Origin of the sequence: Cyanobium sp. BA5m-21, from assembly GCF_024346235.1 — a bacterium.
Lineage (GTDB): Bacteria > Cyanobacteriota > Cyanobacteriia > PCC-6307 > Cyanobiaceae > Cyanobium_A > Cyanobium_A usitatum.
Genome location: NZ_JAGQCO010000004.1, coordinates 1 through 24,839, shown reverse-complemented (window position 1 = coordinate 24,839; position 24,839 = coordinate 1). Strand labels below are relative to the sequence as shown.

The window sequence follows — 24,839 nt, the reverse complement described above, 5'->3', positions numbered from 1 at the left end:
GTCATGCGGCCGCATTAGCCGGCCAGCCCAGGTGGTTGCGGCCCGCCGGAGTAACCAGCCGGCCCCGGGGGGTGCGCTGCAGAAAACCCAGCTGCAACAGGTAGGGCTCCACCACCGCTTCGAGGGTGGAGGAATCTTCCCCGAGCCCGGCAGCCAGGGTATCGAGGCCCACGGGGCCGCCGCCGTAGCCCTCGAGCATCAAGGTGAGCAAACGCCGGTCACTGGCATCGAGGCCGCGGTCGTCAACGCGATGCAGGCTGAGGGCCTCCGCAACCAGGGGCGCGCCGATGCGGCCATGGCCCCGCACCGATGCCACATCGCGCACCCGACGCAGCAGGCGATTGGCAATGCGGGGGGTGCCCCGACAGCGGCGGGCAACTTCCAAGGCGGCCCCACCCTCCAGCTTGATCTGGAGCAGGCCAGCCGCCCGCTCCACAATTTGCTGAAGCTCATCGAGTCCGTAAAACTCAAGCCGCTGAATCAGGCCGAAGCGATCCCGCAGCGGTGAACTCAGCGATCCCGCCCGGGTGGTGGCGCCAACAAGCGTGAAAGGGGGCAGATCCAGGCTGCGGGTGCGGGCCGTCGTGCCCTTACCCACGGTGAGATCGAGGCGGTAATCCTCCATCGCTGGATAAAGAATTTCCTCAGCCACCCGGTTGAGCCGATGAATCTCGTCGATGAACAGCAGCTCATGGGGCTGCAGGTTGACCAGCAGGCCAACGATGTCGCGAGGGCGCTCTAGAGCCGGGGCGCTGGTGATGCGGCAGCGCACGCCCAACTCCTCAGCCAGCACCAAAGCCATGGTGGTTTTGCCCAGGCCCGGTGGGCCGTAGAGCAGCACGTGGTCGAGGGCCTCTTGGCGGGCGCGGGTGGCCTCCACCGCGATGGCCAGCACCTGCTTGAGCTCGCTCTGGCCGATGTAATCGGCAAGGCGCTTGGGACGGAGACTGTCCTCCCGATGCAGGCCACTGGCTGCGGCGGGGACCTCCTCGAGCACGGGAGCGGGGTCCACAAGGCGCGCTGGTGGCTCGTCGCGGCTGGGGCGGCCGCGGGGCGCCGAAGATCCCGAGGAGACGATGGCCATGCAGCGAGGGTACCGGGGGCTCCCTAGGGTCGGGAGATCAAGGGGACGGTTGCGGAGCAGCGATGGCCAAGGGCGGGGGCAAGAAGAGCGCTAAGGCCCAGCGCGATGCCGCCAACAAGCTGCTGGCCGACAACCGCTTTGCCCGGCATCAATACGAAATTCTGGAAACCCTGGAGTGTGGCCTGGAGCTATTTGGCACCGAGGTGAAGTCGATCCGGGCCGGGCAATCAAACCTGCGCGATGGCTTCTGCCTGATTCGCAAGGGAGAACTGCAGCTGCACAACGTGCACATTTCGCCCCACAGCCATGCCAGCGCATTTTTTAACCACGAGCCGTTGCGGGTGCGCAAATTGCTGGCCCACCGCCGCGAAATTGACAAATTGCGGATTGGCCTAGATCAAAAAGGCCTCACCCTGATCCCCCTGAACCTGCATCTCAAGGGCTCCTGGATCAAGTTGACAATCGGTCTGGCCAAGGGCCGCAAGCTGCACGACAAGCGTCACGAAGAGCGGCGCAAGCAGGACATCAAGGACGCCAAGGCCGCAATCGCCCGGCTCTGAAATTGGGGGGCCGGAGCGCTCGACCTACCCGCCCATATGCCTCCGGCTGGAGTCAATTCACTGGCGGTGGCACGGGTGGTGGCGGGGCGGCGGGCTGTTCGGGCACTGCCGGAGCCTGGGGAGGCTCTGGCTGGGCCGCCGGCGCCGGCGGTGAGGGTTCGGGGACGGCCACCGGCGGCGTCTCGACAGGGGGCGGATCGGCCCGCAACGACAGGGTGATCAGAGCTGGCGCCACGCCCTCGTTGGTCACCAGCAACTGCACTGGGGAGTTCTTCTGCACCCCCAAACTGACCACCCGCAGGGGCCCCTTGGCTTCCAGCAGCTCGCCATCGGCACCAAACACACTCATCTGCATCAAGGGCGAGCCGTTCACGCCCAGCACCAGGCGATAGCCCGGCGGCAACCGCACCGGGAACAGCCGGGCACCACCAGCCTCCACCTGGGCTGAAATCACCTGGGTTGCCTGGGCTTGGGCCTGAATCGCCTCGATCTGCACGTTGGCCAGGCCCTGCTCCGCCGCGGCAAACCACAGCTGGCGAAATGGCTCGGCAGGGATGTCAGCGCCGGGGCGGCCCGGCAGCAGGCTCTGGGCACTGCCCGACACCAGCTGGCGCAACACCGCCGAGCTGAGTCCCTGGCTAACCAGGGCCTGCTGACGCCTCTCCCAGTCACCGTTTGTGTAGGAACCCAAGCGGCGCCGAATCTCGAGGGGTAGCTGCTCCACCCGAGCCAGCCACTCCTCTGCAAGCTCATTCCAAACCTTGCGCAGAGGGGAGTCGTCGAGGGAATCGCTGGGCAGGCGGCCGCCCCGCTCTGGAAACTGGGCCAGCAGGCTGGCATCCACCAACTTCAAGAACCAGCCCCGATCCACCTGCATAGCCCTCAGCCGGTTAAGCAGCTGCTGGCGCTGATCCACCTCCGCCGGCGGCAGGCTGTTGGGCAACTGCAGGGCCGCATCGGGAATGGGCATGGTCAAGCGACCGCGGCTCAGCCACCACCAGCCCAGGGCAGTGCCCACGACCGCCGACAGCACCAGGGCAATCACCACCGGCCAGACGCCGCCTTCAGCGACCTCCTCGCGCTCCTCCAAGCGGCTACGCAACGAGGGCGAAGGCGGCTGGGGCGGCTCCAGTGCGGGTTCAGCAGGAGCTTCAGGTGCTGCGGGTGCTGGTGCAGGTGCTGGAGGTGCAGGTGCAGGTGCGGGAGGTGGTGGGGGCACCAGGGCGACGGTGCGATCGGCGCGGGGCACCGGACCGGTGCTCTCTGGCATAGGTATGGCCTGAAAGGCGGCCAGGGCCTGGGAGGCGGAAGCGAAGCGCTCGCCGGGCTGGCGCTCCAGCAGGCGCTTGATTTGGGCCTGCAAGGCCGGTTCAGCCGTGAGGGCCGCCGGCCAGCGCCAGTCCATGGTGACCGAATCCAGTAGCCGGGCGGGCTCCTCGCCGCTGAGCAGCACCAGGGCCACCACCCCAAGGGCGTGCAGGTCCATCCAGGGCTCCGGCGGGGAGGGCTCGGGGTCTGCGACTCGAACCCGCTCGGGTGGGGCGTAGCCCGGGGTGGCGACGGCCGTGCCTGCCACCAGGCCGAAATCAAGCAACACCGGCAGCCCGTCGGTGTCGCGGCGCAACAGGTTGGCGGGGCTGAGGTCGCCGTGCACCAGCTCCTGGCTGTGCAACACGGCCAGCACCGGCAGCAGCTGGCGCAGCAGCAACAGCACCTCGCCGGCACCGAAGACCAACTGGCGCTCGGCACGGGCCTGCAGCAGCAGTTGGTAGGTACGGCCGGCCTGCCATTCGCGCACCAGCCACAAACCCTCCTGGGCCTGGATGGCCGCCCCGAGCCGGGGCACCTGGGGATGGAGCAGCCCCTGCAGCTGGCCCCAGAGCTGGCGCGCCCGAGCCGGGTCGATAGCTGGGCCCAGCAGCCGCAAGGCCATCGGCGCCTCGGCGGCTAGCTGATCGCTAGCGCGCCAGAGTTCCCCCTGGGGAGCCTCTGCCGGCGGGGCGGAGCTGAGGCGTTGCTCGAGCCGGTAGCGCTCGCCGATCAACTGACCCACCTGCACCGCCATCAGCCCACCTCCAGCGAGGGCCGCAGGGGTTGGTGTAACCCCTTGCCCGCCAGCCAATCGGCTTCATAGAGCCGAGATCGGTAGCGATCGCCGCTATCGCACAACACGGTCACGATCGTGTGACCAGGACCAAGCCGCCGGGCCGTTTCCACCGCCGCGGCCACATTGATGCCCACCGAGCCGCCCAAAAAGAGGCCCTCCTGCCACAGCAGCTGATAGATCGTCTCGAGCGCGGTCTGGTCGTCGATGCGCACGGCATCATCGATGGGAGCACCCTCCAGGTTGGCGGTAACGCGGCTGTTGCCAATCCCCTCGGTAATCGAACTTCCCTCACTGACCAGCTCACCCCGGCTGGCCCAGCTGTGTAGGGCACTGCCGTGGGGGTCGGCCAGCACGCAGCGCACGGCTGGGTTCTGCTGCTTCAAGTACAGGGCAACCCCGGCATAGGTGCCGCCGGTGCCAGTGGCCGCCACCCAGGCATCCACCGCCCCATCGGTTTGCTGCCAGATCTCCGGACCGGTGGAGTTGAAATGGGCGCGGCGGTTAGCCAGGTTGTCGAACTGGTTGGCCCACACGGCCCCGGGCGTTTCGGCGGCAATACGGCCCGAAAGCCGCACGTAGTTGCTGGGGTCGCGGTAAGGCACCGCCGGCACCGTGCGCACCTCGGCGCCGAGGCTGCGCAGCAGACCGATCTTCTCAGCCGACTGGGTGTCGGGAATCACGATCAGGGCCCGGTAGCCGCGGGCGTTGCAGAGGTGGGTGAGGCCAATGCCGGTGTTGCCAGCGGTGCCTTCCACCACCGTGCCTCCAGGCTGCAGCAGCCCCTGCTCCTCCGCCTCCAGCAGGATGCCTAGGGCGGCGCGATCCTTCACCGACCCCCCAGGATTCATGAACTCGGCCTTGCCGAGGATCTCGCAGCCCGTTTGCTCGCTCAGGGCATTGAGCCGGATCAGGGGCGTGTTGCCAACGGCGCCCACGAACCCTGAAGTGATGCCGGCCATATCCGCGTGCAATGCGTGGCGGGATCGTAGGCAAGGTCCCTAAGGTCGGACCTGAATTAGCCCCAGATTGGCGGCAGCGGCATGGGGCAAGAGCTGAAGGCGCGCTATGCGCAGGTGCGCCAACGCAGCCTCGAGCTTGTGGCTCCCCTGCAGCCCGAAGACGTCTGCCTGCAGGGCATGGCCGATGCCAGCCCGCCCAAGTGGCACCTGGGCCACACCACCTGGTTTTTTGAGCAGTTTGTGCTGCGCAGCCCCGTGTCGCCAGAGGCCTGGGGCTTTCTTTTCAACAGCTATTACGACTCAGTAGGAGCCCGCCACCCCCGGCCCCAGCGGGGCCTGCTCAGCCGGCCGGCCCTGGCCGAGGTGCTGGCCTGGCGGCAGCGGCTAGATGGGGCCCTGCTCAGCCTGCTGGAGCAGCTGGAGCCGGGCGATCCCCGGCTGGAGCTGGTGGAACTGGGGCTGCAGCACGAGCATCAGCACCAGGAGCTGCTGCTGATGGACCTGCTGGATGGCTTCAGCCGCAACCCGCTCGAGCCGGCATATGGCCCAGAGCCGGAGGCTGCTTATCAGGCGAGCGTTGCCCAAGAGCCCACCTGGCTGCAGCACGAGGGGGGGCTGGTGGAGATCGGCCATCCAGGTGGCAGCTTTCATTTCGACAACGAGGCGCCCAAGCACCGCCAATGGCTCGAACCCTTTGCGCTTAGCTCCCGTTTGGTGAGCAACGGCGAATTTGCAGCCTTCATTGCCGATGGCGGCTACAAGAGACCGGAGCTGTGGATGAGCGAGGGCTGGGCGGTGGTGCAGGCCCGGGTCTGGCGGGGACCGCGCTACTGGCGCGACGGCGACGAGGAGTTTTCACTGGCGGGGCGTCAGCCGCGGCGCCCCGAGTTGCCGGTGCGGCACCTGAGCTGGTTTGAAGCCGATGCCTACGCCCGCTGGGCGGGTGCCCGGCTGCCGGGCGAAGCCGAATGGGAGCTGCTGGCACCCCAACTTGACCAGGCCTTCGGGGTGCTCTGGCAGTGGAGCGCCAGCCCCTACCGGCCCTATCCGGGCTTCGCGCCAGCGGCCGGGGCGGTGGGGGAATACAACGGCAAGTTCATGAGTTCCCAGATGGTGCTGCGCGGCAGCTGCTTCCTCACCCCGCCTGGCCACGAACGGCTCACCTACCGCAACTTCTACCCACCGGCGAGCCGCTGGGTAGCCGCTGGTCTACGCCTAGCCCGCGATGGCGGCTGACATGCAACTGATCGACCTCCACCCCGAACCGGCCGACATGCGGCGGCTGGTGCGCGAGGGCATGGCCCAGCAACCGCGTCAGCTGCCGGCTTGGCTGCTATACGACGCCGAAGGCTCACGGCTGTTTGAGGCGATCTGCGAGCAGCCCGAATACGGGCTCACCCGCACCGAAACGGCCCTCCTGGAAGCGCGGGCGACTGAGCTGGCGGCGGCCCTGGGGGAAGGGGTGCTGGTGGAGTTTGGCGCCGGCAATGCCCGCAAGGTGGGGCCCCTGCTCGAGGCGCTGCAGCCACCGGCCTATGTAGCCCTTGACATCAGCGCCGATCATCTTCAGCAGAGCTGCGTGGCCCTGCAGGCGCGCCACCCGGCAGTGCCCGTGCTCGGCATCTGCTGCGACTACAGCGCCCTGCGGCAGCTGCCCGAGCACCCTTTACTCAGCGGCCGGCGGCGCCTGGGTTTCTATCCCGGCAGCTCAATCGGCAACTTCAGCCCCGAGGAAGCGCAGGCGCTGCTGCAGCAGCTGGGCCAACTGCTGGGCCCTGGCGCCAGGCTGCTGATCGGCATCGACCAGCCCAAAGCCGTGGCACGGTTGGAGGCCGCCTACAACGATGCCGCCGGCGTGTCGGCGGCCTTTGCCCGCAACCTGCTGATACGGCTCAACCGCGACCTGGCGGGCAGCTTCAACCCCGACGCCTTCGCCTACTCCGCCCGGTGGCAACCCGAGCACAGCCGCATCGCCATGGCCCTGGTGAGCCGCGAAGCGCAAACCGTGCAGCTGGCGGGGGAGGCCTGGAGCTTTGCGGTGGGCGAGCCGCTGATCACTGAGTACAGCGTCAAGTACGACCCGGTGGCCTTCCTCGCCCTCGCCGCCCGCGCCGGCTGGCGGGGCGCTGGCCGTTGGAGCGATCCAGTCGACGACCTTTCGCTGCACCTGCTGGTGACGGCAGACTCCTGACATCAGGCAGGAGAACCATGGGTCGCGAAGAGCAACGGGCCACCATGCGCCAGGTGCGCGAGGGTCTGATCGCCGAACTGGAGGAGCTGTATCGGGGCGCCTTTGATCGCATCGGCAGCCAGGACCTAGGCGAGGGGGCAATCGCCCGACTCACCCAGCTGCTGCTGCGCTCCCGCGAAGCGGCGATCACACCGCTCCAGCAAGAGATCGAGGCGCCGTTGATCACCACGCCGGCCGGGCAGCCCGCCCCGTGAGCTGGCTCGACGAGCTGGAGGCGCAGCTGGATCAGCAACTTGCGGCCTTTCTCGCCGCCAACCCCAGCCAGGAAGCCCTGCTTGGCGAGCAGGAAGCGCGGGATCGCCAGGCCCGGCTGGTGGGGCAGCGGCGCCAGTTGCAAAGGCAGGCGGAACAGGAGCGCCAGGCCCTGCTGCAATTGGCCGCTGAAATCCGCTGCTGGCAGGAACGGCTTGCCAAGGCCCGCGCCGCCGGCGCCACAGCCCTGGCCGAGCGAGCTGAAGCCCACCAACTGGGCCTGATGGAACAGGGCCGGCTGCGCTGGCAACGCCTCGGGGAACTGGGGGTGAGCTTCGCGGCCGTGGAGCGCGATCTGCGCGAACTGGAGAGCCGTCCCCGCCCGCCAAAGGCCTCCAGCCTGGAGCAGGACTGGGCCAGCTTCGAGGCCGAACAGGCTCTAGAGCAGCTGCGCCGGCGTCAGGGCTGAAAACAAAGGCAGAGCTCCGCCGGTCGACGTGTCCCAAGCCCAAGCCCTGCTGTATTCCGTACAGGCTGTACAGAATCCTGGAGAGCCCACAATCACAGCCGCTTACGCCCAGCCCAACCACCTGCCGCCATGGGTTTTCTGTTGTCCAAACTGCTGCCGTTGCTGCTCTACCCGCTGGGTCTAGGGCTGCTGCTGCAACTCCTGGGCCTGGCTGCGGCGGCCAAAAGCAGTGAGCAAGGCAGTCGCCGGCGACGTCAGGCCAGCCTCTGGCTGAGTGGAACGGGGGTGGGACTGATCTGGCTGTGTGCCATGCCGCTCAGCAGCCGCCAGCTGATCTGGGGCCTGGAGGATCGGGCGGCGGCGCTCACCCCGCAGCAGCTGCCCCGTGCCGACGCTGTGGTGGTGCTGGGCGGCGGCTTGCGGCCGGCCCTGCCACCCCGCCAGGGTGTCGAAGTGGCGGAAGGGGGCGACCGGCTGCTGCGCGGCCTGCAACTGGTGCGCAGGGGCCTGGCTCCCCTGCTGGTGACCAGCGGCGGACGGGTGAGCTTCACGGGCCATGATCCCGCCCCACCTGAAGCGCTCTGGGCCAGGGATCTGGCCCAGGAGCTAGGGCTGCCAGCCGATCGGATCCTGATCAACCCCGGCTCCCGCACCACCGCCGAGGAGGCTCGCGATATCGGTGCCTTGGGCCAGCGGCGGGGCTGGAGCCGGGTTCTGCTGGTCACCAGTGCCTTTCACATGCCCCGCTCACTGGCCACCTTCCAACAGCGCAGCGGCCTGACGGTGGTGCCGGTCGCCTGCGACTACCAGCTGCCGGATCGTGCCCACTACGGCAAACCCACCTTGGGCAACACGCTCAAGAGTTTGTTGCCCGATGCCGAAGCTCTCTACCTGAGCACCTTGGCCCTGAAGGAGCACTTGGGGCTGGCGATCTATCGGCTACGGGGCTGGAGTTGATCGAGCTGGCTTGTGGTCCAGCCTGTTGACCTTCAAGCCTTTTGGCGTTCAAGCCTTGGGCGCCGGGGGCACCAGGCTGACACCATCGGGTGGCGGAGTGGGGTCGGGATCGGCGATCAGCATGTGCTGCAGCACGATCTCGGGACGTTCACTGTCCCGCCAACGAATTCGGTAGGCGGGCATCTTGGTGCCACGGCTGGTGGTCTGCTCCACCGGCTCCATCACCCAGCCCCGGCGCGAGCGACCCTGGGGGTTGCGCTTCACCACAGCATCCGCGTGTTTGAAGCGAAAACCAACGCGCTCGCCACTCATGGAATCGCTGACCCCGGATGGGGGAGATTGCCTACTAGAGGGATTATCCCATTGCGCCAGGCCCAACCTCCTGACGGGCCTCCGGACGTAAGAGGGGGAAGGCGATCACATCACGGATCGAGGGGCTGTCGGTGAGCAGCATCACCAGTCGATCAATGCCAATTCCCAGGCCGCCGGTGGGGGGCATACCCACCTCCAGTGCTTGGATGAAGTCCTCGTCAACGCCTTGGGCCTCGTCGTCGCCGGCAGCACGGCGCTCCTGCTGGGCCTCAAGCCGCTGGCGCTGGTCCACCGGATCAATCAACTCGCTGAAGGCGTTGGCGGTTTCACGGCCCACGATGAACAGCTCAAACCGCTCCACCATGCCGGGCTTACTGCGATGGGCCCGGGCCAGGGGTGAGTTCTCCACCGGGTAATCGACCACGAAAGTGGGCTGGATCAGCTCAGCCTCGACCCGCTGCTCGAAGGCCTCCACCAACAACCGGCCGACGGAATCGGCCAGGGCTGGCACCTCCAGCCCCTGGGCTCCCATGGCTGCAGCCGCTGCCTCTCGGCTATCAAAAGAATTGAAATCAAGGCCAGTGGCGGCTTGCACCAACTCGTGCATGGTGGCCCGCCGCCAAGGGGGCGCCAGGTCGATGTCGGTGCCCTGATAGCTGATCTGGGTGCTACCGCACACCTGTTGGCACACGTGGGCAATCAGCTGCTCAGTGAGCGCCATCATGTCGGTGTAGTCGGCATAAGCCTGGTAGATCTCCACCGAGGTGAACTCGGGGTTGTGGCGGGTACTGATCCCCTCGTTGCGAAAGATGCGCCCCAGCTCGTAGACCCGCTCAAAGCCGCCCACTACCAGCCGCTTGAGGTGTAGCTCGGTGGCGATGCGCAGGGTGAGGGGTAGATCGAGGGCGTTGTGGTGCGTCTCAAACGGGCGGGCATCAGCACCACCGGGCACGCTCTGCAGCACCGGCGTTTCGATCTCCAAAAAGTCGCGCTCATCGAGCCAACGACGCATGGAGCTCACCGCCACGGCCCGGCGCCGGAAGGTTTCGCGGGTGTGGGGCGACACGATCAGATCCAAGTAGCGCTGGCGGTAGCGCTTCTCCACATCCGCCAGGCCGTGCCACTTATCGGGCAGGGGCTGGAGGCTCTTGCAGAGCATGGTCCAGCCCTTCACCTTCACCGAAAGCTCACCGCGATCGGTGCGGCGCAGGCTGCCCTGCACGCCGATCAGGTCGCCGGCATCCACCAAGGAGGTGAGGTGGGCGAAAGCCTCGGGATCCTCCGGCATGGACGCCTCGAGGGTGGCCTTCTCAATAAACAGCTGAATCGGACCGGTTTCATCAGCCAGGGTGAAGAAGGCGAGCTTGCCCATCACGCGGCGAGTCATCACCCGGCCTGCCACGGCCACTTCCAGTTGCCGCTCCTCTCCGTTGGCTAGGTCGGCATGGTCCTGCTGCAAAGCAGCCGTGCGGTGGCTGGGCTCAAAGCGCAGGGCGTAGGGACCCTGGCCGAGGGCGGCTAGGGCGGCGGCTTTCTCCAGACGGGTCTCGCGCAGATCCGACAAGGCAGACAGGGGGCTGAATCGGCCCATCCTGCAGGAGCGCTAGCCGTTAGCAGCCAGGCTTGCTTCAGCCATCCGCTGGGAGGCGTAGCCAGTGCCGCGCACCGTGAGGATCAGCTCCGGATTGCGGGGGTCGGGCTCGAGTTTGCCGCGCAGGCGAGCTACGTACACGTCCACCACCCGCAAGTCGGCGGCGCGGCGGGGGGGATAGCCCCAAAGCTGCTCAAGGATTTCGGCCCGGGGCACGACCCGACCCGGTTCTCGGAACAGCAGCTCAAGCAGGCTGAATTCGGTATAGGTAAGCCCGATGCGCTCGCTATCGCGGGTCACCTGGCGGCGGTTGGTGTCCACCACCAGATCACCCACCCGCAGCAGACCGCTGCCGCTGGGCACCTCGCGAGGCTCGGCAGAAGCTGAACCGCGGCCAACCCGTCGCAAAATTGTGGCGATCCGGGCTTCGAGCTCCTTGGGGCTGAAGGGCTTGGGCAGATAGTCGTCAGCCCCGAGGTCTAGGCCCGACACCCGCTCGGCGATCGCATCAAGGGCCGAAAGGAAAATGATGGGAACGCAGGATTCAGCCCGTAGCCGGCGGCAAACCGCAAAGCCGTCCAGCTTGGGCAGCATCACATCGAGCACGACGAGATCGGGCTGCTCTTGGTGAAACAGGCTGAGGGCTTCCTCGCCGTCTTCAGCGCAGATCACCCTGTAGCCAGCCAGCTGCAAGCGCATCACCAGCACCCGGCGCACGGCGGCTTCGTCGTCTACCACCATCACGGTGGCTTTGGGCTCGACCGGGGCAGGCCCCAGGGAATCGGAGAAGGCGTCTGAAATGGGCCTGTCCTCCGAAGGCATGGGCGGTGCGCCGGGATGAAGAATCGCAACCATAACGCTCGATGCTCCCTTGGGTCACCCCCAACGGGCCCGGGAGTAGCGGTTCCACTCGTCAGCCGCAGCAGTCAAGGCCGCATCACTGGCCACCTGGCCGAGCATGGCGCGCTGCAGCTGGGTATACACAATCGCCTGCAGTCGTTTCACCCCCGGGCTCGCCGGCACCAGCACCCTGGCCTGGCGAAGAGCCTGGGCCGACAGCAACCGGGCCCCCTGCACCAGAGCCTCCTGCGCCCCAGCCCCAGAAACAGGGGCAGGAGGAGTCGCCAGGCTTGCCTCCAGCTGCTGCAGGGCTTGGCGGTTGGAGGGCAGCACCCGCGCCTGCTCGGCGAAGGCCAGCTGGTTGGGGCCATTGGTGAGAAATAGGGCGAAGCGGGCCGCCTCGGCCGCCAGGACGCTCTGCTTGGGCACCACCAGATTCATCACCGCCACGTTGGCCTCAGCGCTGGCACCCGTGAGCGGCGCAAAGGGCGCCGTAACCGCTGCAACGCCAGGAGCATTGGTCTGCAGGTTGCGCAGGAAGTCGGGGCCCGTGGCCACCTGGGCCAGGTCGCCCGATTGGTAGAGCTCGATGGCTCTGCGGTAGCCCTGGCTCACCACCTCCCGTGGCAAAAGGCCGCGGCGGTAGAGGTCACTCCAGAAGGCAAAGGCCCGCCGCCCCGCGGGGCTATTGAAGGCCGCCCGTTGCTCCCCATCTAGCAACTTCACCCCCATCTGCACCAGGGTCTCGAGCAGCTCGGCGGAGTCGTCGGGCACCACTGTGACAAACAAGGCGTAGCGGCCCGTGCGGCGGCGCACGGCCTCGGCAAAGGCCGGCACCTGGTCCCAGGAAGCCGGTGGGGCGCTGTAGCCGGCCCGCTCAAGCAGCCGGCGGTTGGCCATGGTTATCCGCGCGGTCAAATACCAAGGAATGGCAAATTGCTGGCCCCCCTGCCCCTGGCGGCCTGCCTCCCAGATCGCTGGCAAATAGGCATCAGCAGCCCCCGCCGGCAGCACATCACTTAGATCAAGCAGCCCCCCCTTGCTGGCCAGGTTTGCCGCGAAAGGGGGGTTGAGATTCACCAGGTCCGGGGCGGTGCGGGCAAACACAGCCGCCAGCAACTTGCGCTCTACCGAGCTCCAAGGCACGTCGGTCCAGCGCACCTGCAGCCCGGGGTTCTGGCCCTCCCAGGCTGCGATCAGCTCCCGCAAATAGTCGTTGAACTTGGGGGCCAGGTCCAGGGTCCAGAAATTCAGCACCTGGGCCGCCGCGGAATCAGTCCCCGGACCAGTCCTGCCACAACTGCCCAGGCCCGCTGCCAGCAGGGCAGCAGCGGAGCCGCCGCCAAGAAGCTCAAGGAAACGCCGCCGGGTCTGGATCAATGCCATCTACTCAGCCTCGCCCGCCCTGGATCTGCTGGCGCCAGAGCAGCAGCTGCAGGGAGCAAAGCAGCGGTGCCAGCAGGGCCGTGAGCAGGGTTTGGGCCAGCCAGGTGTGCAATGCGGGCTCAAGGGGCCAGGGGCCCAGCAACCGGCTCTGCAAAATCAGGCTGCCGCCAAGCAGGGCCGCACCCAACAGGGCCAGCAGGCCAAGACTGAAGCTGCGCTCGATCGGCGGCCCCTGGCGGCCCAGCCGACCCCACCACCAGCCCAGCAGGGCCAGGGCAGGAATCTGCGTAATAGACCCGGGGTGCAAAGCATCAAGCAGCAGTCCCAGCCCGGCCCCAGCCAGGGCGCCGGAGAGGGGTCCATCGGCCAGGGCCCAGGGCAGCAGCCAAAGCACGGACCAAGCCGGGGGAATGCCCGCCAGCTTCAGGGGCCCGGGCGCAGCAAGCACCAGCCAGGGCACTACTAAAGCCGTAGCCACACACCAACCGTGGCGGGCCAGCCGACTCATGGCAGCCGCACCTGCACCCAGTCGACCGCCTCAAGCGGAGAACTCAGCTGCACCACGGCCTCGGTCGCCGGTACGGCCCGGTCGTCGACCGACTCGATCACACCCACCGTGAGGTTGGGAGGCACCAGGGTGCTGGCGGGCGAGGTGACGACCACATCCCCCGGGCGCACGCCTGGATCCTTCTCCAGAAAGCGCAGCAAGGGGCGGCTGGTGCCAATGCCCGTGAGCAAACCATGGCGCCGAACCCGTCCCACCCAGACGCCAACCCGGCTGCCGGGATCGGTGAGCAGGGTGACGCTGGCAGTAGTGGGAGTAACGCCGGCAATCCTGCCAATCAGCCCCCCCGGCGCCGTCACCGCCATGCCGGGCCGTAGGCCCTGCAACTCGCCGCGGCCAATCACGAGCTGCTGCCACCAGCCCCCTGTCTGGCGCGAGATCACCGCTGCCGCCAATTCGCGGCCCCCCTGACCCTGCAGCTGCAGCAAGCTGCGCAGCCGCCGGTTGTCGGCATCCAGCTGGCGCAAGCGGGTTTGATCGTTGAGAGCCTGGCCGCTACGCACCCACTCACCCTGGGCACTACCGGGCCAGAAAGGCCGGCTCAACAGGGCGTAAGCATCGGTAAAACCCACTCCTTTACTGAGCCGCACTGCCAGCAGGGCCAGCACCAGCAAGGCCCAGGGCCAGGCCTGAACTACAGGGCCCAGGGCGGGAAGGCGAAGCCTGCGGCCGGCCTGCATCGGGATCAGGCGTGCTGACGCACGAAGTCAGGGGTGTCGAGCACGCGCTGCAGCCGCTTGTAGTCCTCAAGCACCATGCCGCAGCCGTTCACCACGCAGAGCAGCGGTTCTTCTGCCACATGGGTAAGGATGCCGGTCTCGTGGCTGATCAGGTCGGTAATGCCGCGCACCTGGGCACCACCACCGGCAAGCATGATGCCGCGATCGACGATATCGGCGGCTAGCTCAGGCGGCGTGCGCTCCAATGTGCGCTTAACGGCTTCCACGATCACGTTGAGGGGTTCGGCCATGGCCTCGCGAATATCGCCAGCGCGAATGTTGATTGTGCGGGGCAGACCGGAGAGCAGGTGCAGGCCGCGCACATCCATGGAGGTGTTGTCGTGGGCATCGTCAGGGAAGGCGGAGCCGATGCGGATCTTGATGTCCTCAGCGGTGCGCTCGCCTACTACCAGGTTGTGCACCTTCTTGAGATAGACGCCGATGGCGTCACTGAGTTCGTCGCCAGCCACCCGCACCGACTCGCTCAGCACGGTGCCACCCAGGCTGAGCACCGCCACTTCAGTGGTGCCGCCTCCGATATCAACAATCATGGTGCCAACCGCCTCGGTGACGGGCAGACCGGCGCCGATGGCGGCCGCCACCGGCTCATCGATTAGGTGCACCTCACGGGCGCCAGCCAGGCCGGCTTCCCGCACAGCACGGCGCTCCACACCTGTAACTCCACTGGGGATGCCGATCACCAACCGGGGCGCCACGATGCCGCGGCCTTCATTGGCCTTGCGAATGAAGGTTTTGATCATCTGCTCAGCGGCGTCGAAGTCGGCGATCACGCCGTCACGCAGGGGCCGCACGGCGCGAATGTTGCCGGGGGTACGGCCCAGCATCATCTTGGCCTCATCGCCCACGGCCAGGGGCACGCCCCGCTCCAGATCCATGGCCACCACAGAGGGCTCCTGGAGCACGATGCCTTTGCCCGACACGAAGATGAGGGTGTTGGCGGTGCCCAGATCAATGCCGATATCGCGCGAAAACTGGAAACGACGGAAAAACACGGACGCCCGGCCTGCAAGGGCCGAATCATACGAGGGTGTTACAGACGGCTCTAACGGTGGAACTGATGAAAGGTGGCAGCCGAACCGGGTGCCGCATCATTGATCCATCAGCAACAGGAGACATCAACCATGGGCGTGAATTCCATCACCCTTGTCGGCCGGGCCGGCCGCGACCCCGAAGTCCGCTATTTCGAATCAGGCAGTGTGGTCGCCAACCTCACCCTCGCCGTCAACCGCCGCAGCCGTGACGACGAGCCCGACTGGTTCAACCTCGAAATCTGGGGCAAACAAGCCCAGGTAGCCGCCGACTATGTCCGCAAAGGGGCCCTGGTGGGCATCATCGGCAGCTTCAAGCTTGACCGCTGGACCGACCGGGCCAGCGGTGAGGAGCGCACCAAGCCCGTGATCCGGGTAGACCGGCTGGAATTGCTCGGCTCCAAGCGCGACGCTGAAGGTGGCGGTGGCATGGGGGCAGGCTTCGGTGGTGGCTCTCCAAGCGAGGAGGAAGTGCCCTTCTAAGCCGGGTCTGGATCAGTGGGAATCGCGGCGCTTCTTCCAGATGCGCAGCCCCAGCCAGACGGCGCCGGCGGCCAAGGCCAGCACCAGCACGAGCTTCACAGCCTTGGCCACCGGCTCTATCCAGTGCTCCACATTTGCGTAGCCCTCACCCAGTGCCAGGCCCGCCAAGGTGAGAAGCAGGGTCCAGATAAGGCTGCCGGCTGTGGTCCAAAGCAGGAAAGGCGCTATGGGCATCATCTCGATGCCCGCGGGCACCGAAATCAAGGTGCGGATGCCAGGCACCAGCCGGCCCCAAAAAACCAAAGCGGTGCCGTATTTGGCAAACCAATCGCGGCTGCGATGCAGCTCCATAGGGCTGATGCCAATCCAGCGGCCGTGGCGAGCCAGCCATTGCTCCAGGCGCTGCTCGTTGATCAGACGACCGATGCCATACCAAGGCAAAGCCCCCAGCACCGTGCCGAGCAGCCCCGCCACTACTACTGGCAGCAGGGCCAATTGGCCCTGCTGCACATAAAAGCCCCCGAGGGGCATGATCAATTCGGAGGGGATCGGCGGGAAGAGATTCTCAAGGAACATCGCCGCAAAGATCGCTCCATAGCCAAGCCAGGGATTGGCCTCCACTGCCGCACCAATCAGCTGAGGCAGCTGTTGCACCAGTTCGCCAATCCCCATCGGGCTCTTCTCAGTAGCGGTAGTGATCGAGCTTGTAGGGCCCGGCTACCGGCACGTTGATGTAATCAGCCTGCTCCTGAGAGAGCTCAGTGAGCTTGGCGCCGATCTTGTCGAGATGGAAGCGGGCCACCATCTCATCGAGGTGCTTAGGCAGCACATACACCTGCTTGGCGTACTGGTCGCCCTTGGTGAACAGCTCAATTTGAGCCAGCACCTGGTTGGTGAAGGAGGCGCTCATCACAAAACTGGGATGGCCGGTAGCGCAACCCAAATTCACCAAACGGCCTTCAGCCAGCAGGATGATTTTGTTGCCGCTGGGCAGCACAATGTGATCAACCTGAGGCTTGATGTTGTCCCAGGTGTACTGCTTGAGGGATGCCACATCAATCTCATTATCGAAGTGACCGATGTTGCAGACGATCGCCTGATCCTTCATCTGAATCAGGTGCTCGTGGCGGATCACCTTAAAGTTGCCAGTGGCAGTCACGAAGATGTCCACGTCGCCCACCACGTCGTCAAGACGCACGACGCGATAGCCCTCCATCGCGGCCTGCAGGGCGCAGATGGGATCAACTTCGGCGATCATCACGGTGGCGCCAAGACCGCGCAGCGACTGAGCTGAGCCCTTACCCACATCGCCGTAGCCAAGCACCAGGGCAACCTTGCCGGCCACCATCACATCAGTGGCGCGCTTGATGCTGTCAACCAGGGATTCGCGGCAACCATAAAGGTTGTCAAACTTGCTCTTGGTGACCGAATCGTTGACGTTGATCGCCGGGAAGGGCAGCTCGCCACTCTTCTGCATTTGATAGAGGCGGGCCACACCGGTGGTGGTTTCCTCGGTAACGCCCTGAATTTCGGCGTATATGCGGGAGTAGAAGCCAGGCTGGGCGGCCAGCTTTTGGCGAATGCTGTTGAAGAGGGCGGTTTCCTCTTCGTTGGAGGGGTTATCTAGAACTGAAGGATCGCTCTCAGCCTTCGTACCCAATACCACGAGTCCAGTGGCATCGCCACCGTCGTCGAGGATCATGTTAGGTGTGCCACCATCGCCCCACTCAAGGATGCGGTGGGTGAAGGCCCAATACTCATCAAGGGTTTCGCCCTTGTAGGCAAACACCGGCACATTGGCCGCTGCAATCGCGGCGGCAGCGTGATCCTGGGTTGAGAAGATGTTGCAGCTGGCCCAGCGCACTTCGGCGCCGAGAGCCACCAAAGTTTCAATCAGAACCGCAGTCTGAATCGTCATATGCAGGGAACCTGCAATGCGGGCGCCCTTGAGGGGCTGCTCAGCGCCAAACCTGGAGCGCAGGGCCATCAGGCCAGGCATCTCTGTTTCGGCAATTGCAATCTCCTTGCGGCCAAAATCGGCCAGACCGAGATCGGCAATCACGTAGGTATTAGTGCTTTGCAGCACGGGCGCGGAAGCCGTTGAGGCGGGTGAAGCCACCATGGGTTTTGTTTGGGGTACTGCTCGCTCCCGGCTGGGAGGGCGTGGTTTTGAAATATCTGCGGAGACGCCGAGGCTTCGGGCTCGCTGAAAATGCAATCTACAAGGAGCACCTCAACTCTCGTGATGCAAGCCCCGTGATGCAAGCCCTGAGTGATGCCGCCACCACCCAGGCCTTCGGGCGGCAACTGGCGCTGCGTCTACCCGCTGGCAGCATCCTGTTGCTGGCAGGTGACCTGGGGGCCGGCAAAACCTGCCTGGTACAGGGCCTGGCCGCCGGCCTCGGCATTGAAGAACCAATCACCAGCCCCACCTTCGCCCTCGCCCAGCACTACCCGCTGCCGAAGGGCGGCGGGCTGGTGCACCTCGATCTCTACCGGCTGGAGCTGCCCGCCGCCGCCGACGAACTATTTGCCCAGGAGGAGGAGGAAGCCCGAGCCCTAGGCGCCCTGCTGGCAGTGGAGTGGCCCGAGCGACTCAGCAGCGCACCGGCCGGCTGCTGGCAAATCCAGCTCAGCTTGAGCGACCCCTTCAACCCAGAAGCTGGACGCCTGATCGAGGTGCGTTCGCCGAGCTGAACGACCGGCCGGGGCAGCTTGCTGTTTTATTTGGCTAGCTAAGTCTTGGCTTAGCTAGCTGCCGCGAATGAAGTGCCCGCCCCCAGCAGCGCAGCAATGATCTGGGCGTTGGCCGCCGGGAAGGGATATTCGCCCAGCTGCTCAGGCCGCACCCAGCGCACCTGCTGGGAGGCCAGCGGCTGGGGCTCGCCGCTCAACCAGGTGCAGAGATGCACCACAAAGCACAACTTCTTATGGCTGTAGGCGTGCTCCACCACGATCAGCTCCTCGCCCACCTCCACCTCAATCGCCAACTCCTCCTCCAACTCACGGCGGATCGTTTCATCGATCAGCTCACCCGGCTCCTGCTTGCCGCCGGGGAATTCCCACAACCCCCCCAGCAAACCCTCATTGAGCCGCTGATCGATCAGCACCTCACCGGCGCCGTTGCGCACCACCCCCACGCCGATCACCTGGATCGGCAACTCGCTGGGGGCATCCATCACTACGCACGAGCGACTTCGGCGGCAGCGTAGACAGCGCCCGGTGAACTTTTATAGCTTGCCCAATTGAGCCTGAATAAGTTGGAGCCATGAGCTACCTGCCGACAGACGCCTCCGACTTCGCCAGCAAAGCCATCGACGGCTTTGTAGCTGCCCATCCCCGCCACGTTCAGCGCACCGATGGCGGCGTGATCCGCTTAGCACCGATCCCCGCAGGCCAGGTGGGTGTCGTCGTGGGCGGCGGCTCCGGCCACTATCCAGCCTTTGCCGGTCTGGTGGGCCGGGGCCTGGCCGCCGGCGCCGTTTGCGGCAACATTTTTGCCTCGCCCTCGGCAGGTCAGGTGCTGCGGGTGGGATCGGCCGTGGAACGGGGAGCGGGCCTGCTGCTGAGCTTCGGCAACTATGCAGGAGACGTGTTGCACTTCACGCTCGGAGCCGAAAGGCTGCGCCGCCAGGGAATCGACGTGCGCATCGTGACGGTCACTGACGACATCGCCAGCGCCCCCATCGACCAACCGGAACTGCGGCGTGGCATTGCCGGTGGCTTGGTTGTGTACAAGGTGGCAGGTGCCGCCGCCGAAGCCGGACTGCCCCTCGACGAGGTGGAGCGGCTGGCCCGCAAAGCCAATGGGCGCACCCGCAGCCTGGGGGTGGCCTTCAGTGGCTGCACCCTGCCGGGAGCCAGCCAGCCGTTATTTGAAGTGCCCAGCGGCCGCATGGCCATTGGCATGGGGCTGCACGGCGAACCGGGCCTGTCGGAAGGGCCCCTCACCGATCCCAACAGCCTGGCGGCCCTACTCGTGGAACGGCTGCTGACGGAACGGCCGGCGGATGTGCCCGAGGACCAGCAACGGCTGGTGGTGCTGCTGAACGGGCTGGGCAGCTTCAAATACGAGGAGCTGTTTGTGCTCTTCGGGGCCGTGAACCAGGAGCTCCTGGCCAGGGGGGTGGTACTGGCCGACTGTGAGTGCGGCGAGCTGGTCACCAGCCTGGATATGGCCGGGGTGTCCCTCAGCCTCTGCTGGTTGGATGCGGAGCTGGAAGGCTTCTGGAGCGCCCCCGCCGACAGCGCTGCCTACCGCCGCGGCGCCCTTACCCCACTCCCCCAGGCCCAAAACGCCCTACTGGGCCGCTTCGAGGCTGTGGAAAAGGCCTTGGAGCAGCGGGTTGAGGAGCTCGGGGCTCTCGATGCCGTGGCCGGCGATGGTGACCATGGCCTCGGAATGCTGCGGGGCATTCGGGGCGCCCGGCAGAGCGCCATCCGCGCCTGCACCCGGGGCTGCAGCACCGGGGAAGTGCTGATGGAGGCTGGAGAAGCCTGGTCTGACCACGGCGGGGGCACCTCTGGAGCCCTCTGGGGTGGAGCCCTGCTGGCTGCCGGCAACTCGATAGCTCAAGCCAGTGAACTTGGAACTACAGAGATTGCAGCAGCTTTCGACGCCGCCCTGCAGGCCGTGGTCGGCCTCGGCAAGGCGGCTCCCGGCGACAAAACCATGGTGGATGCCCTCCAGCCCTACTGCCAAAAGCTGCACTCGGAGCTGCAAGCCGGAGTGCCCCTTGATCAAGCCCTGCACATCGCCGCGGAAACCTGCCTACTGGCAGCAAAAGCAACCGCAGAAATGCTGCCAAAACTGGGGCGAGCACGCCCCCATGGCAGTCGCAGCCTGGGACATCCGGACCCTGGTGCCATGTCGCTGGCCTACTGCTTGATCGCAGCAACCCAGGATCAACCTGCTACGTAGGCCTCTACGGCATCGCTGATGCGGCGCAGGCCGGCCAGGCCGTCACGCTCCAGGTTGCGCACCCGATCGCGGCTGATCCCGAGAATGCGGCCGATACCGGTGAGACTCATCGGCTCGCCACCCTCAGGGTTGTCAGCGCAGGGGATGCCATAACGCATCTTCAGCACCCGCCCCTGCAGCTCCGGCAGTTGCTCCAGCAGCGCTCGCAGGTCGCCCTTTAGGCACTCGCCATCCACCCGCTCCTCCGGCAGCTCCGCATCTCCTGCCAGCAGGTCCAGCAGTTCGGTGTCATCACCGTCGCCCACCTTCGTCTCCAAGCTCACCGGTTGGCGCGCACGGCACAGCAGATCCTTCACCTCTTCTTCTGGCAGTTCCACCGCTTCGGCAAGCTCCGTCACCGTCGGCGTGCGCCCCAGCAGCTGGCTCAGTTCACGCTGACCCTTCTTCAGCTTGTTCAGCGTTTCGGTGATGTGGATTGGCAGCCTGATCGTCCGGCTCTTCTCAGCGATTGCCCGCGTGATCCCCTGCCGAATCCACCAATACGCATACGTTGAAAATTTGTAGCCACGCGTTGGGTCGAACTTCTCAACGCCGCGCACCAGCCCGATCGTGCCCTCCTGGATCAGGTCCAGCAGCTCCATATTCCGCCGCGTGTACTTCTTGGCCACACTCACCACCAGCCGCAAATTCGCAGCCACCATCCGCTCCTTGGCACGCCGGCCCGCCTGCAAGCGCTTCTTAAGCAATGGCGCGCTCAGACCAGCAGCCTGGGCCAACTCCGCCTGGCTTGGCTTGTTGCCCAGTCGCACCTCCAGCTCCAGCTCCAGCTCCTCTAAACCCACCAGCTCCTGCACCTGGCGACCCAGCGTGATCTCCTGCTCATGGGACAGCAGCGGCACTCGCCCGATGTCCCGAAGGTAGCTGCGCACTAGGTCGCCGTCCGCCGCGGGCATGGAGCGGGCAGCCTTGTCGGGAGCAGCTGCGGTGGGTGCAGTAGCGATGGCGACGACCACGGCGTTGGGGCTTTGAAGATGTGTAAAGCCTAACCTGAAGAAGTGTTAACTCCTCTCAGAAACCCCAAAACTGCTACTGCGACTTAAGCCACTCCCAGCAGCGACCTAGCCAGGCGCGGCGCGTTGCAGCAGCCAAGAGGCGGTTTGCAGGTAGATGAACACCCCAGCGACGTCTGTAGCGGTGGCAATAAAAGGCGCGGACATCAAGGCCGGATCCAGGCCCAGACGGTCAAACAGCAGCGGCAGGGCCGCGCCGGCCGTTGCAGCGAGGGTGGTGATCGCCACCAGGCTCAGGCCGGCGGCCATAGCCACTAACCAGCTGCCTGCCACGTAGGCGGCCCACGGCACCACCGCCAGCACCATCAACAAGCCCAGCAGGGCGCCGGCCACAGATTCACGCCAGATCGCCCGCCAGGCGCCCATCGCCTGAATGCGCTGGGTGCTCAGGCCCCGAATTACAACGGTGGAGCTCTGGGCTCCCACATTGCCGCCGGTGCCGATCAGCAGCGGAATAAAGGCGGCGAGCACCACCACCTGCTTGAGCACCAACTCCTGGGAGGCGATCACCGCCGAGGTGCCGCTGTTGGCCACCAACAGCACCAGCAGCCACACCACCCGGCGCCGCGCCACGGTGAACAAGTTGCTCTGGAAGTAGTCGTCTTCATCGCCAGCCTGCACGGCGCCGGCGGCGTAGAGGTCGCGGGTGGCCTCCTGCTCAATCACGTCGATGACGTCGTCCACGGTGACGATCCCCACCAACCGCTGCTCCCGGTCCACCACCGGCACGGCCAGGAAGTCGTAGCGCTGGATAGCGCGCGCCACCTCCTCCTGGTCGGTGTCGGTGCCAACGCTCACCACATCGCGGGTCATCACATCGCCGATGCGGGCCTCGGGGTCGGCCGTAACCAGATCCCGAAGCGACAGGATGCCGGTGAGGTGGCGCGAGCCATCGGTGACATAGAGGGAATAGATGGTTTCTGTGTCGCGGGCACGGCGGCGCACGATCGCCAGGGCCTGGGCGGCGCTGTGAAACTCCTTGAGGTCGACGAATTCGGTGGTCATCAGCCGGCCCGCCGTCTCCGCCTCGTAGCCGAGTAGTTGGGCCGTGACCCGCCGCTCCGCCGGGCTGAGTTCGGCAAGCAGGCGCCTCACCACCTTGGCGGGCAACTCATCAAAAAGCCGCACCCGATCGTCGGGTGACATTTCCTCCACCAGCTCCAGCACCTCGCCGGAGCGCAGCCGCTCCAGCAGGGTCTGCTGCACTGACGCATCGAGGTATTCGTAGACCTCAATTGCCTCGTCCTTGGGCAGCAGCCGAAAGGCCAGGGCCTGCAGGGTGCGCGGCAGGCTACCGATCGCTTCAGCGGCGTCCACCTCCTGCACGGGGCCGAGCAGCAACTTGGCGCCGTCGTAGTTACCTGCCTCAAGCAGGCTTTCCAGCTGTTGGGCGACCACCTCGGCCACCTGGATACCGTTGGCTTCGCCCATTGGCCCCGCGACGCCGCAATGCTGAGTTTATGGGTCGCGGCTGCCCTCGGCTCGCTATCGTCCGGCCACCTGATGACAACCGCACCAATGTCTATCTCCGTGACCAATGTGGCCGTGCGCGATGCCAAAGGCGACGAGCGCAATTTGGGCGACTGGGCCGGCAAGGTGCTGCTGATCGTGAACGTGGCCAGCCGCTGCGGATTCACCCGCCAATACGCAGGCCTGCAGGCCCTCCAGGGGAGCTACGGCCCCCAGGGCCTGGCCGTGCTCGGCTTCCCCTGCAACGATTTCGGCGCCCAGGAGCCCGGCACGCTGCCAGAGATCCAGCAGTTCTGCTCCTCCACCTACGGCGCCGACTTTGAGTTGCTCGACAAAGTGGTGATGGCCGAAGAGCCCTACGCCACCCTCATCCAGAGCGAGCCCGCTGGCCCCGTGGACTGGAACTTCGAGAAGTTTCTGGTGGGCAAAGACGGCACCGTGTTGGGCCGCTACAAGAGCAATGTGGAGCCCGATTCAGCTGAATTAAAGGGCGCCATCGAAGCTGCCCTAGCCGCCTAACCGGCGGATCGTTGGTCTGTTGGCTCTCATTGAGTTTGTACATCTGTACAAACTCAATGAGATACCAATATCGAGTGTGCCCTCAAGCAACTCACTCAACCAGCAGCCAACCAGCCGCGGCGATCTGCGGCCTGCACTTGAAGCCAGCGCTGGCCGGAGCTGCCCCGCCAGCTGCGCAGCACTCGCATGGGCTCGCCGGGTCCCAGCTGCTGCAGGGCAGGGGCGCGCTGCTCCGGTGCTGCCCGCAACGCCACGGCCTGGGTGGATAGCAAGGGATCTCCGGCACAACGCCGGCGCACCTCAAGCGGCCTCCTATCAGCCCCTCCGGCAGGCAAGCCCACGGGGGTGATCAGCGCGAAACCAAGCAGGGCTGCCCAGCGCCAAGCTGCAGACGACTGCATCATGCGGGTGTCCGCCATCAAATATCGAGCTGGGCTAGATCGAGGGTGGCGCTATGGGCCTCGATAAACTCCCGGCGCGGGGCCACTTTGTCGCCCATCAGAATTGTGAAGATGCGATCGGCTTCGAGGGCATCTTCAATCTCGACTCGCTTCATCATGCGAGTGGTGGGATCCATGGTGGTTTCCCATAGCTGCTTCGGCATCATTTCGCCCAAGCCCTTGAAACGCTGGATCGTATAATTCGCTTTTTCGCCAAACGATGCGATCGTTGTCTTAAGGTCGTCTTCGTTGTAGCAGTAGGTGTGGTTTTTGCCCCGCTCCACTTTATAGAGGGGCGGGCAAGCGATGTAGATGTAGCCACCCTCAACTAGCGCCCGCTGATAGCGGAAGAAGAAGGTGAGAATCAGGGTGCGGATGTGGGCGCCGTCGACGTCGGCGTCGGTCATGATCACGATCCGGTGGTAGCGCAGATTTTTCTCATCAAACTCCTCGCCCTTGATCCCCAGACCTAATCCAGTGATCAGCGCCTGAATCTCGGTGTTTTTATAAATCTTGGCGTCGTCTGTTTTCTCGATATTGAGAATTTTGCCTCGCAATGGCAGGATCGCTTGGAAGCGACGGTCGCGCCCCTGCTTGGCCGAACCACCAGCTGAATCCCCCTCCACAATGTAGATCTCAGACTCGGCCGGGTCGCGGGAGGAGCAATCTGCCAACTTGCCAGGCAGGGTGGAGCTCTCGAGCACGCTCTTGCGTCGCACCAGCTCGCGGGCGCGGCGGGCAGCCTCGGCTGCATTGAAGGCCTGAATAGCCTTCTCGAGGATCAGATCGATCACCGAGGGATTGAATTCAAGATATTCGCTGAGGGCTTCACCCACCAGCGTGTCAACAATGCCGCGAACTTCCGTATTGCCCAGCTTAGTTTTGGTCTGACCCT

The 24,839-nt window shown here is 65.6% G+C and carries 26 protein-coding genes and 1 pseudogene; 10 read left to right on the top strand and 17 right to left on the bottom strand.

What is annotated here, in order from left to right:
* Window position 1: 1 nt before the first annotated feature.
* Window positions 2-1,084 (bottom strand): Holliday junction branch migration DNA helicase RuvB, encoded by a 1,083-nt coding sequence (gene ruvB, locus KBY72_RS02110; protein WP_254961031.1) that lies wholly within the window; start codon window positions 1,082-1,084, stop codon window positions 2-4.
* Between the two features lie 62 nt (window positions 1,085-1,146).
* Here ruvB and smpB point away from each other — a divergent pair, with 62 nt between their 5' ends.
* Entirely contained in the window at window positions 1,147-1,644 is a 498-nt protein-coding gene (gene smpB, locus KBY72_RS02105) for an SsrA-binding protein SmpB (RefSeq protein WP_254929619.1), read from the top strand.
* Between the two features lie 52 nt (window positions 1,645-1,696).
* Here the strand turns inward: smpB and KBY72_RS02100 are convergent, their stop codons facing one another.
* Together KBY72_RS02100 and KBY72_RS02095 are read right to left on the bottom strand one after the other, a co-directional pair.
* Window positions 1,697-3,709 carry a serine/threonine protein kinase gene (locus KBY72_RS02100; protein ID WP_254961030.1) on the bottom strand — a complete coding sequence of 671 codons (2,013 nt, stop codon included), beginning with the start codon at window positions 3,707-3,709 and terminating at the stop codon, window positions 1,697-1,699.
* Window positions 3,709-4,710 (bottom strand): cysteine synthase A, encoded by a 1,002-nt coding sequence (locus KBY72_RS02095; RefSeq protein ID WP_254961029.1) that lies wholly within the window; start codon window positions 4,708-4,710, stop codon window positions 3,709-3,711. Before KBY72_RS02095 ends, KBY72_RS02100 begins: the two co-directional genes overlap by 1 nt.
* An 81-nt stretch (window positions 4,711-4,791) precedes the next feature.
* On the opposite strand from KBY72_RS02095, the gene egtB reads away from it, so the two are divergent.
* From egtB to KBY72_RS02070, 5 genes are all read left to right on the top strand, one after another.
* Window positions 4,792-5,946 carry an ergothioneine biosynthesis protein EgtB gene (gene egtB / locus KBY72_RS02090; protein ID WP_254961028.1) on the top strand — a complete coding sequence of 385 codons (1,155 nt, stop codon included), beginning with the start codon at window positions 4,792-4,794 and terminating at the stop codon, window positions 5,944-5,946.
* Window positions 5,936-6,901, top strand: coding sequence for an L-histidine N(alpha)-methyltransferase (egtD, locus tag KBY72_RS02085; RefSeq protein ID WP_254961027.1), 966 nt, complete (start codon window positions 5,936-5,938; stop codon window positions 6,899-6,901). Before egtB ends, egtD begins: the two co-directional genes overlap by 11 nt.
* 17 nt (window positions 6,902-6,918) lie before the next feature.
* Window positions 6,919-7,155: a hercynine metabolism small protein gene (locus KBY72_RS02080; RefSeq protein WP_254961026.1), complete on the top strand. Its 237-nt coding sequence runs from the start codon at window positions 6,919-6,921 to the stop codon at window positions 7,153-7,155.
* Complete coding sequence (locus tag KBY72_RS02075; protein ID WP_254992995.1) at window positions 7,152-7,622, top strand: hercynine metabolism protein; 471 nt, start codon at window positions 7,152-7,154, stop codon at window positions 7,620-7,622. Before KBY72_RS02080 ends, KBY72_RS02075 begins: the two co-directional genes overlap by 4 nt.
* A 129-nt stretch (window positions 7,623-7,751) precedes the next feature.
* Window positions 7,752-8,579 (top strand): YdcF family protein, encoded by an 828-nt coding sequence (locus tag KBY72_RS02070; protein WP_254961024.1) that lies wholly within the window; start codon window positions 7,752-7,754, stop codon window positions 8,577-8,579.
* A gap of 48 nt (window positions 8,580-8,627) precedes the next feature.
* On the opposite strand, the gene KBY72_RS02065 is transcribed toward KBY72_RS02070, so the two are convergent.
* Genes KBY72_RS02065 through KBY72_RS02035 form a run of 7 tightly spaced genes read right to left on the bottom strand, consistent with a single transcriptional unit; the run spans window position 8,628 to window position 15,005 of the window.
* The gene (locus KBY72_RS02065) at window positions 8,628-8,891 is read right to left on the bottom strand and encodes a hypothetical protein (protein ID WP_094559041.1); all 264 of its coding nucleotides are present in this window, start codon (window positions 8,889-8,891) and stop codon (window positions 8,628-8,630) included.
* A gap of 43 nt (window positions 8,892-8,934) precedes the next feature.
* Window positions 8,935-10,455, bottom strand: coding sequence for a lysine--tRNA ligase (lysS, locus tag KBY72_RS02060; protein WP_254961023.1), 1,521 nt, complete (start codon window positions 10,453-10,455; stop codon window positions 8,935-8,937).
* Window positions 10,456-10,494: 39 nt separating this feature from the next.
* Window positions 10,495-11,304 carry a response regulator transcription factor RpaB gene (rpaB, locus tag KBY72_RS02055; RefSeq protein WP_396121833.1) on the bottom strand — a complete coding sequence of 270 codons (810 nt, stop codon included), beginning with the start codon at window positions 11,302-11,304 and terminating at the stop codon, window positions 10,495-10,497.
* Window positions 11,305-11,358: 54 nt separating this feature from the next.
* A complete protein-coding gene (locus tag KBY72_RS02050) occupies window positions 11,359-12,708 on the bottom strand; it encodes an ABC transporter substrate-binding protein (protein ID WP_254961022.1) in 1,350 nt (449 codons plus the stop codon).
* Window positions 12,709-12,712: 4 nt separating this feature from the next.
* Window positions 12,713-13,216: a rod shape-determining protein MreD gene (locus tag KBY72_RS02045; RefSeq protein ID WP_106632917.1), complete on the bottom strand. Its 504-nt coding sequence runs from the start codon at window positions 13,214-13,216 to the stop codon at window positions 12,713-12,715.
* A complete protein-coding gene (gene mreC, locus KBY72_RS02040) occupies window positions 13,213-13,953 on the bottom strand; it encodes a rod shape-determining protein MreC (protein ID WP_254961021.1) in 741 nt (246 codons plus the stop codon). The genes KBY72_RS02045 and mreC overlap by 4 nt, the downstream gene beginning before the upstream one ends.
* A gap of 5 nt (window positions 13,954-13,958) precedes the next feature.
* Window positions 13,959-15,005 carry a rod shape-determining protein gene (locus tag KBY72_RS02035; protein ID WP_254992994.1) on the bottom strand — a complete coding sequence of 349 codons (1,047 nt, stop codon included), beginning with the start codon at window positions 15,003-15,005 and terminating at the stop codon, window positions 13,959-13,961.
* A 129-nt stretch (window positions 15,006-15,134) separates the two neighbouring features.
* Between KBY72_RS02035 and KBY72_RS02030 the strand changes: the two genes are divergently transcribed.
* Window positions 15,135-15,524, top strand: a complete 390-nt coding sequence (locus tag KBY72_RS02030) for a single-stranded DNA-binding protein (RefSeq protein ID WP_254961019.1) — start codon at window positions 15,135-15,137, stop codon at window positions 15,522-15,524.
* Between the two features lie 12 nt (window positions 15,525-15,536).
* Here KBY72_RS02030 and KBY72_RS02025 read toward each other — a convergent pair whose 3' ends face one another.
* Complete coding sequence (locus KBY72_RS02025) at window positions 15,537-16,196, bottom strand: DedA family protein (protein WP_254961018.1); 660 nt, start codon at window positions 16,194-16,196, stop codon at window positions 15,537-15,539.
* A gap of 10 nt (window positions 16,197-16,206) precedes the next feature.
* A complete protein-coding gene (gene ahcY / locus KBY72_RS02020; RefSeq protein WP_254961017.1) occupies window positions 16,207-17,646 on the bottom strand; it encodes an adenosylhomocysteinase in 1,440 nt (479 codons plus the stop codon).
* Here ahcY and tsaE point away from each other — a divergent pair.
* Window positions 17,634-18,221, top strand: coding sequence for a tRNA (adenosine(37)-N6)-threonylcarbamoyltransferase complex ATPase subunit type 1 TsaE (tsaE, locus tag KBY72_RS02015; RefSeq protein ID WP_409995475.1), 588 nt, complete (start codon window positions 17,634-17,636; stop codon window positions 18,219-18,221). The genes ahcY and tsaE overlap by 13 nt on opposite strands.
* Window positions 18,222-18,271: 50 nt before the next feature.
* Here the strand turns inward: tsaE and mutT are convergent.
* A pseudogene (gene mutT, locus KBY72_RS02010) lies at window positions 18,272-18,706 on the bottom strand (8-oxo-dGTP diphosphatase MutT); the annotation flags it as partial.
* An 86-nt stretch (window positions 18,707-18,792) separates the two neighbouring features.
* Between mutT and KBY72_RS02005 the strand changes: the two are divergent.
* Entirely contained in the window at window positions 18,793-20,445 is a 1,653-nt protein-coding gene (locus KBY72_RS02005) for a dihydroxyacetone kinase family protein (protein ID WP_254992993.1), read from the top strand.
* Here KBY72_RS02005 and KBY72_RS02000 read toward each other — a convergent pair.
* Window positions 20,430-21,398, bottom strand: a complete 969-nt coding sequence (locus KBY72_RS02000; RefSeq protein WP_254993014.1) for an RpoD/SigA family RNA polymerase sigma factor — start codon at window positions 21,396-21,398, stop codon at window positions 20,430-20,432. The two genes, KBY72_RS02005 and KBY72_RS02000, sit on opposite strands and share 16 nt — an antisense overlap.
* Window positions 21,399-21,563: 165 nt before the next feature.
* Window positions 21,564-22,946, bottom strand: a complete 1,383-nt coding sequence (gene mgtE, locus KBY72_RS01995) for a magnesium transporter (protein ID WP_254992992.1) — start codon at window positions 22,944-22,946, stop codon at window positions 21,564-21,566.
* Window positions 22,947-23,033: 87 nt separating this feature from the next.
* Between mgtE and KBY72_RS01990 the strand changes: the two genes are divergently transcribed.
* Window positions 23,034-23,504 carry a glutathione peroxidase gene (locus KBY72_RS01990; protein WP_261361127.1) on the top strand — a complete coding sequence of 157 codons (471 nt, stop codon included), beginning with the start codon at window positions 23,034-23,036 and terminating at the stop codon, window positions 23,502-23,504.
* 95 nt (window positions 23,505-23,599) lie between these two features.
* On the opposite strand, the gene KBY72_RS01985 is transcribed toward KBY72_RS01990, so the two are convergent.
* Both KBY72_RS01985 and KBY72_RS01980 read right to left on the bottom strand, forming a co-directional pair.
* Entirely contained in the window at window positions 23,600-23,923 is a 324-nt protein-coding gene (locus KBY72_RS01985; protein WP_254992990.1) for an SH3 domain-containing protein, read from the bottom strand.
* Window positions 23,923-24,839 (bottom strand): toprim domain-containing protein (locus KBY72_RS01980; protein ID WP_254992989.1); only part of this gene is annotated, 917 nt, incomplete at its 5' end. The genes KBY72_RS01980 and KBY72_RS01985, both read right to left, overlap by 1 nt.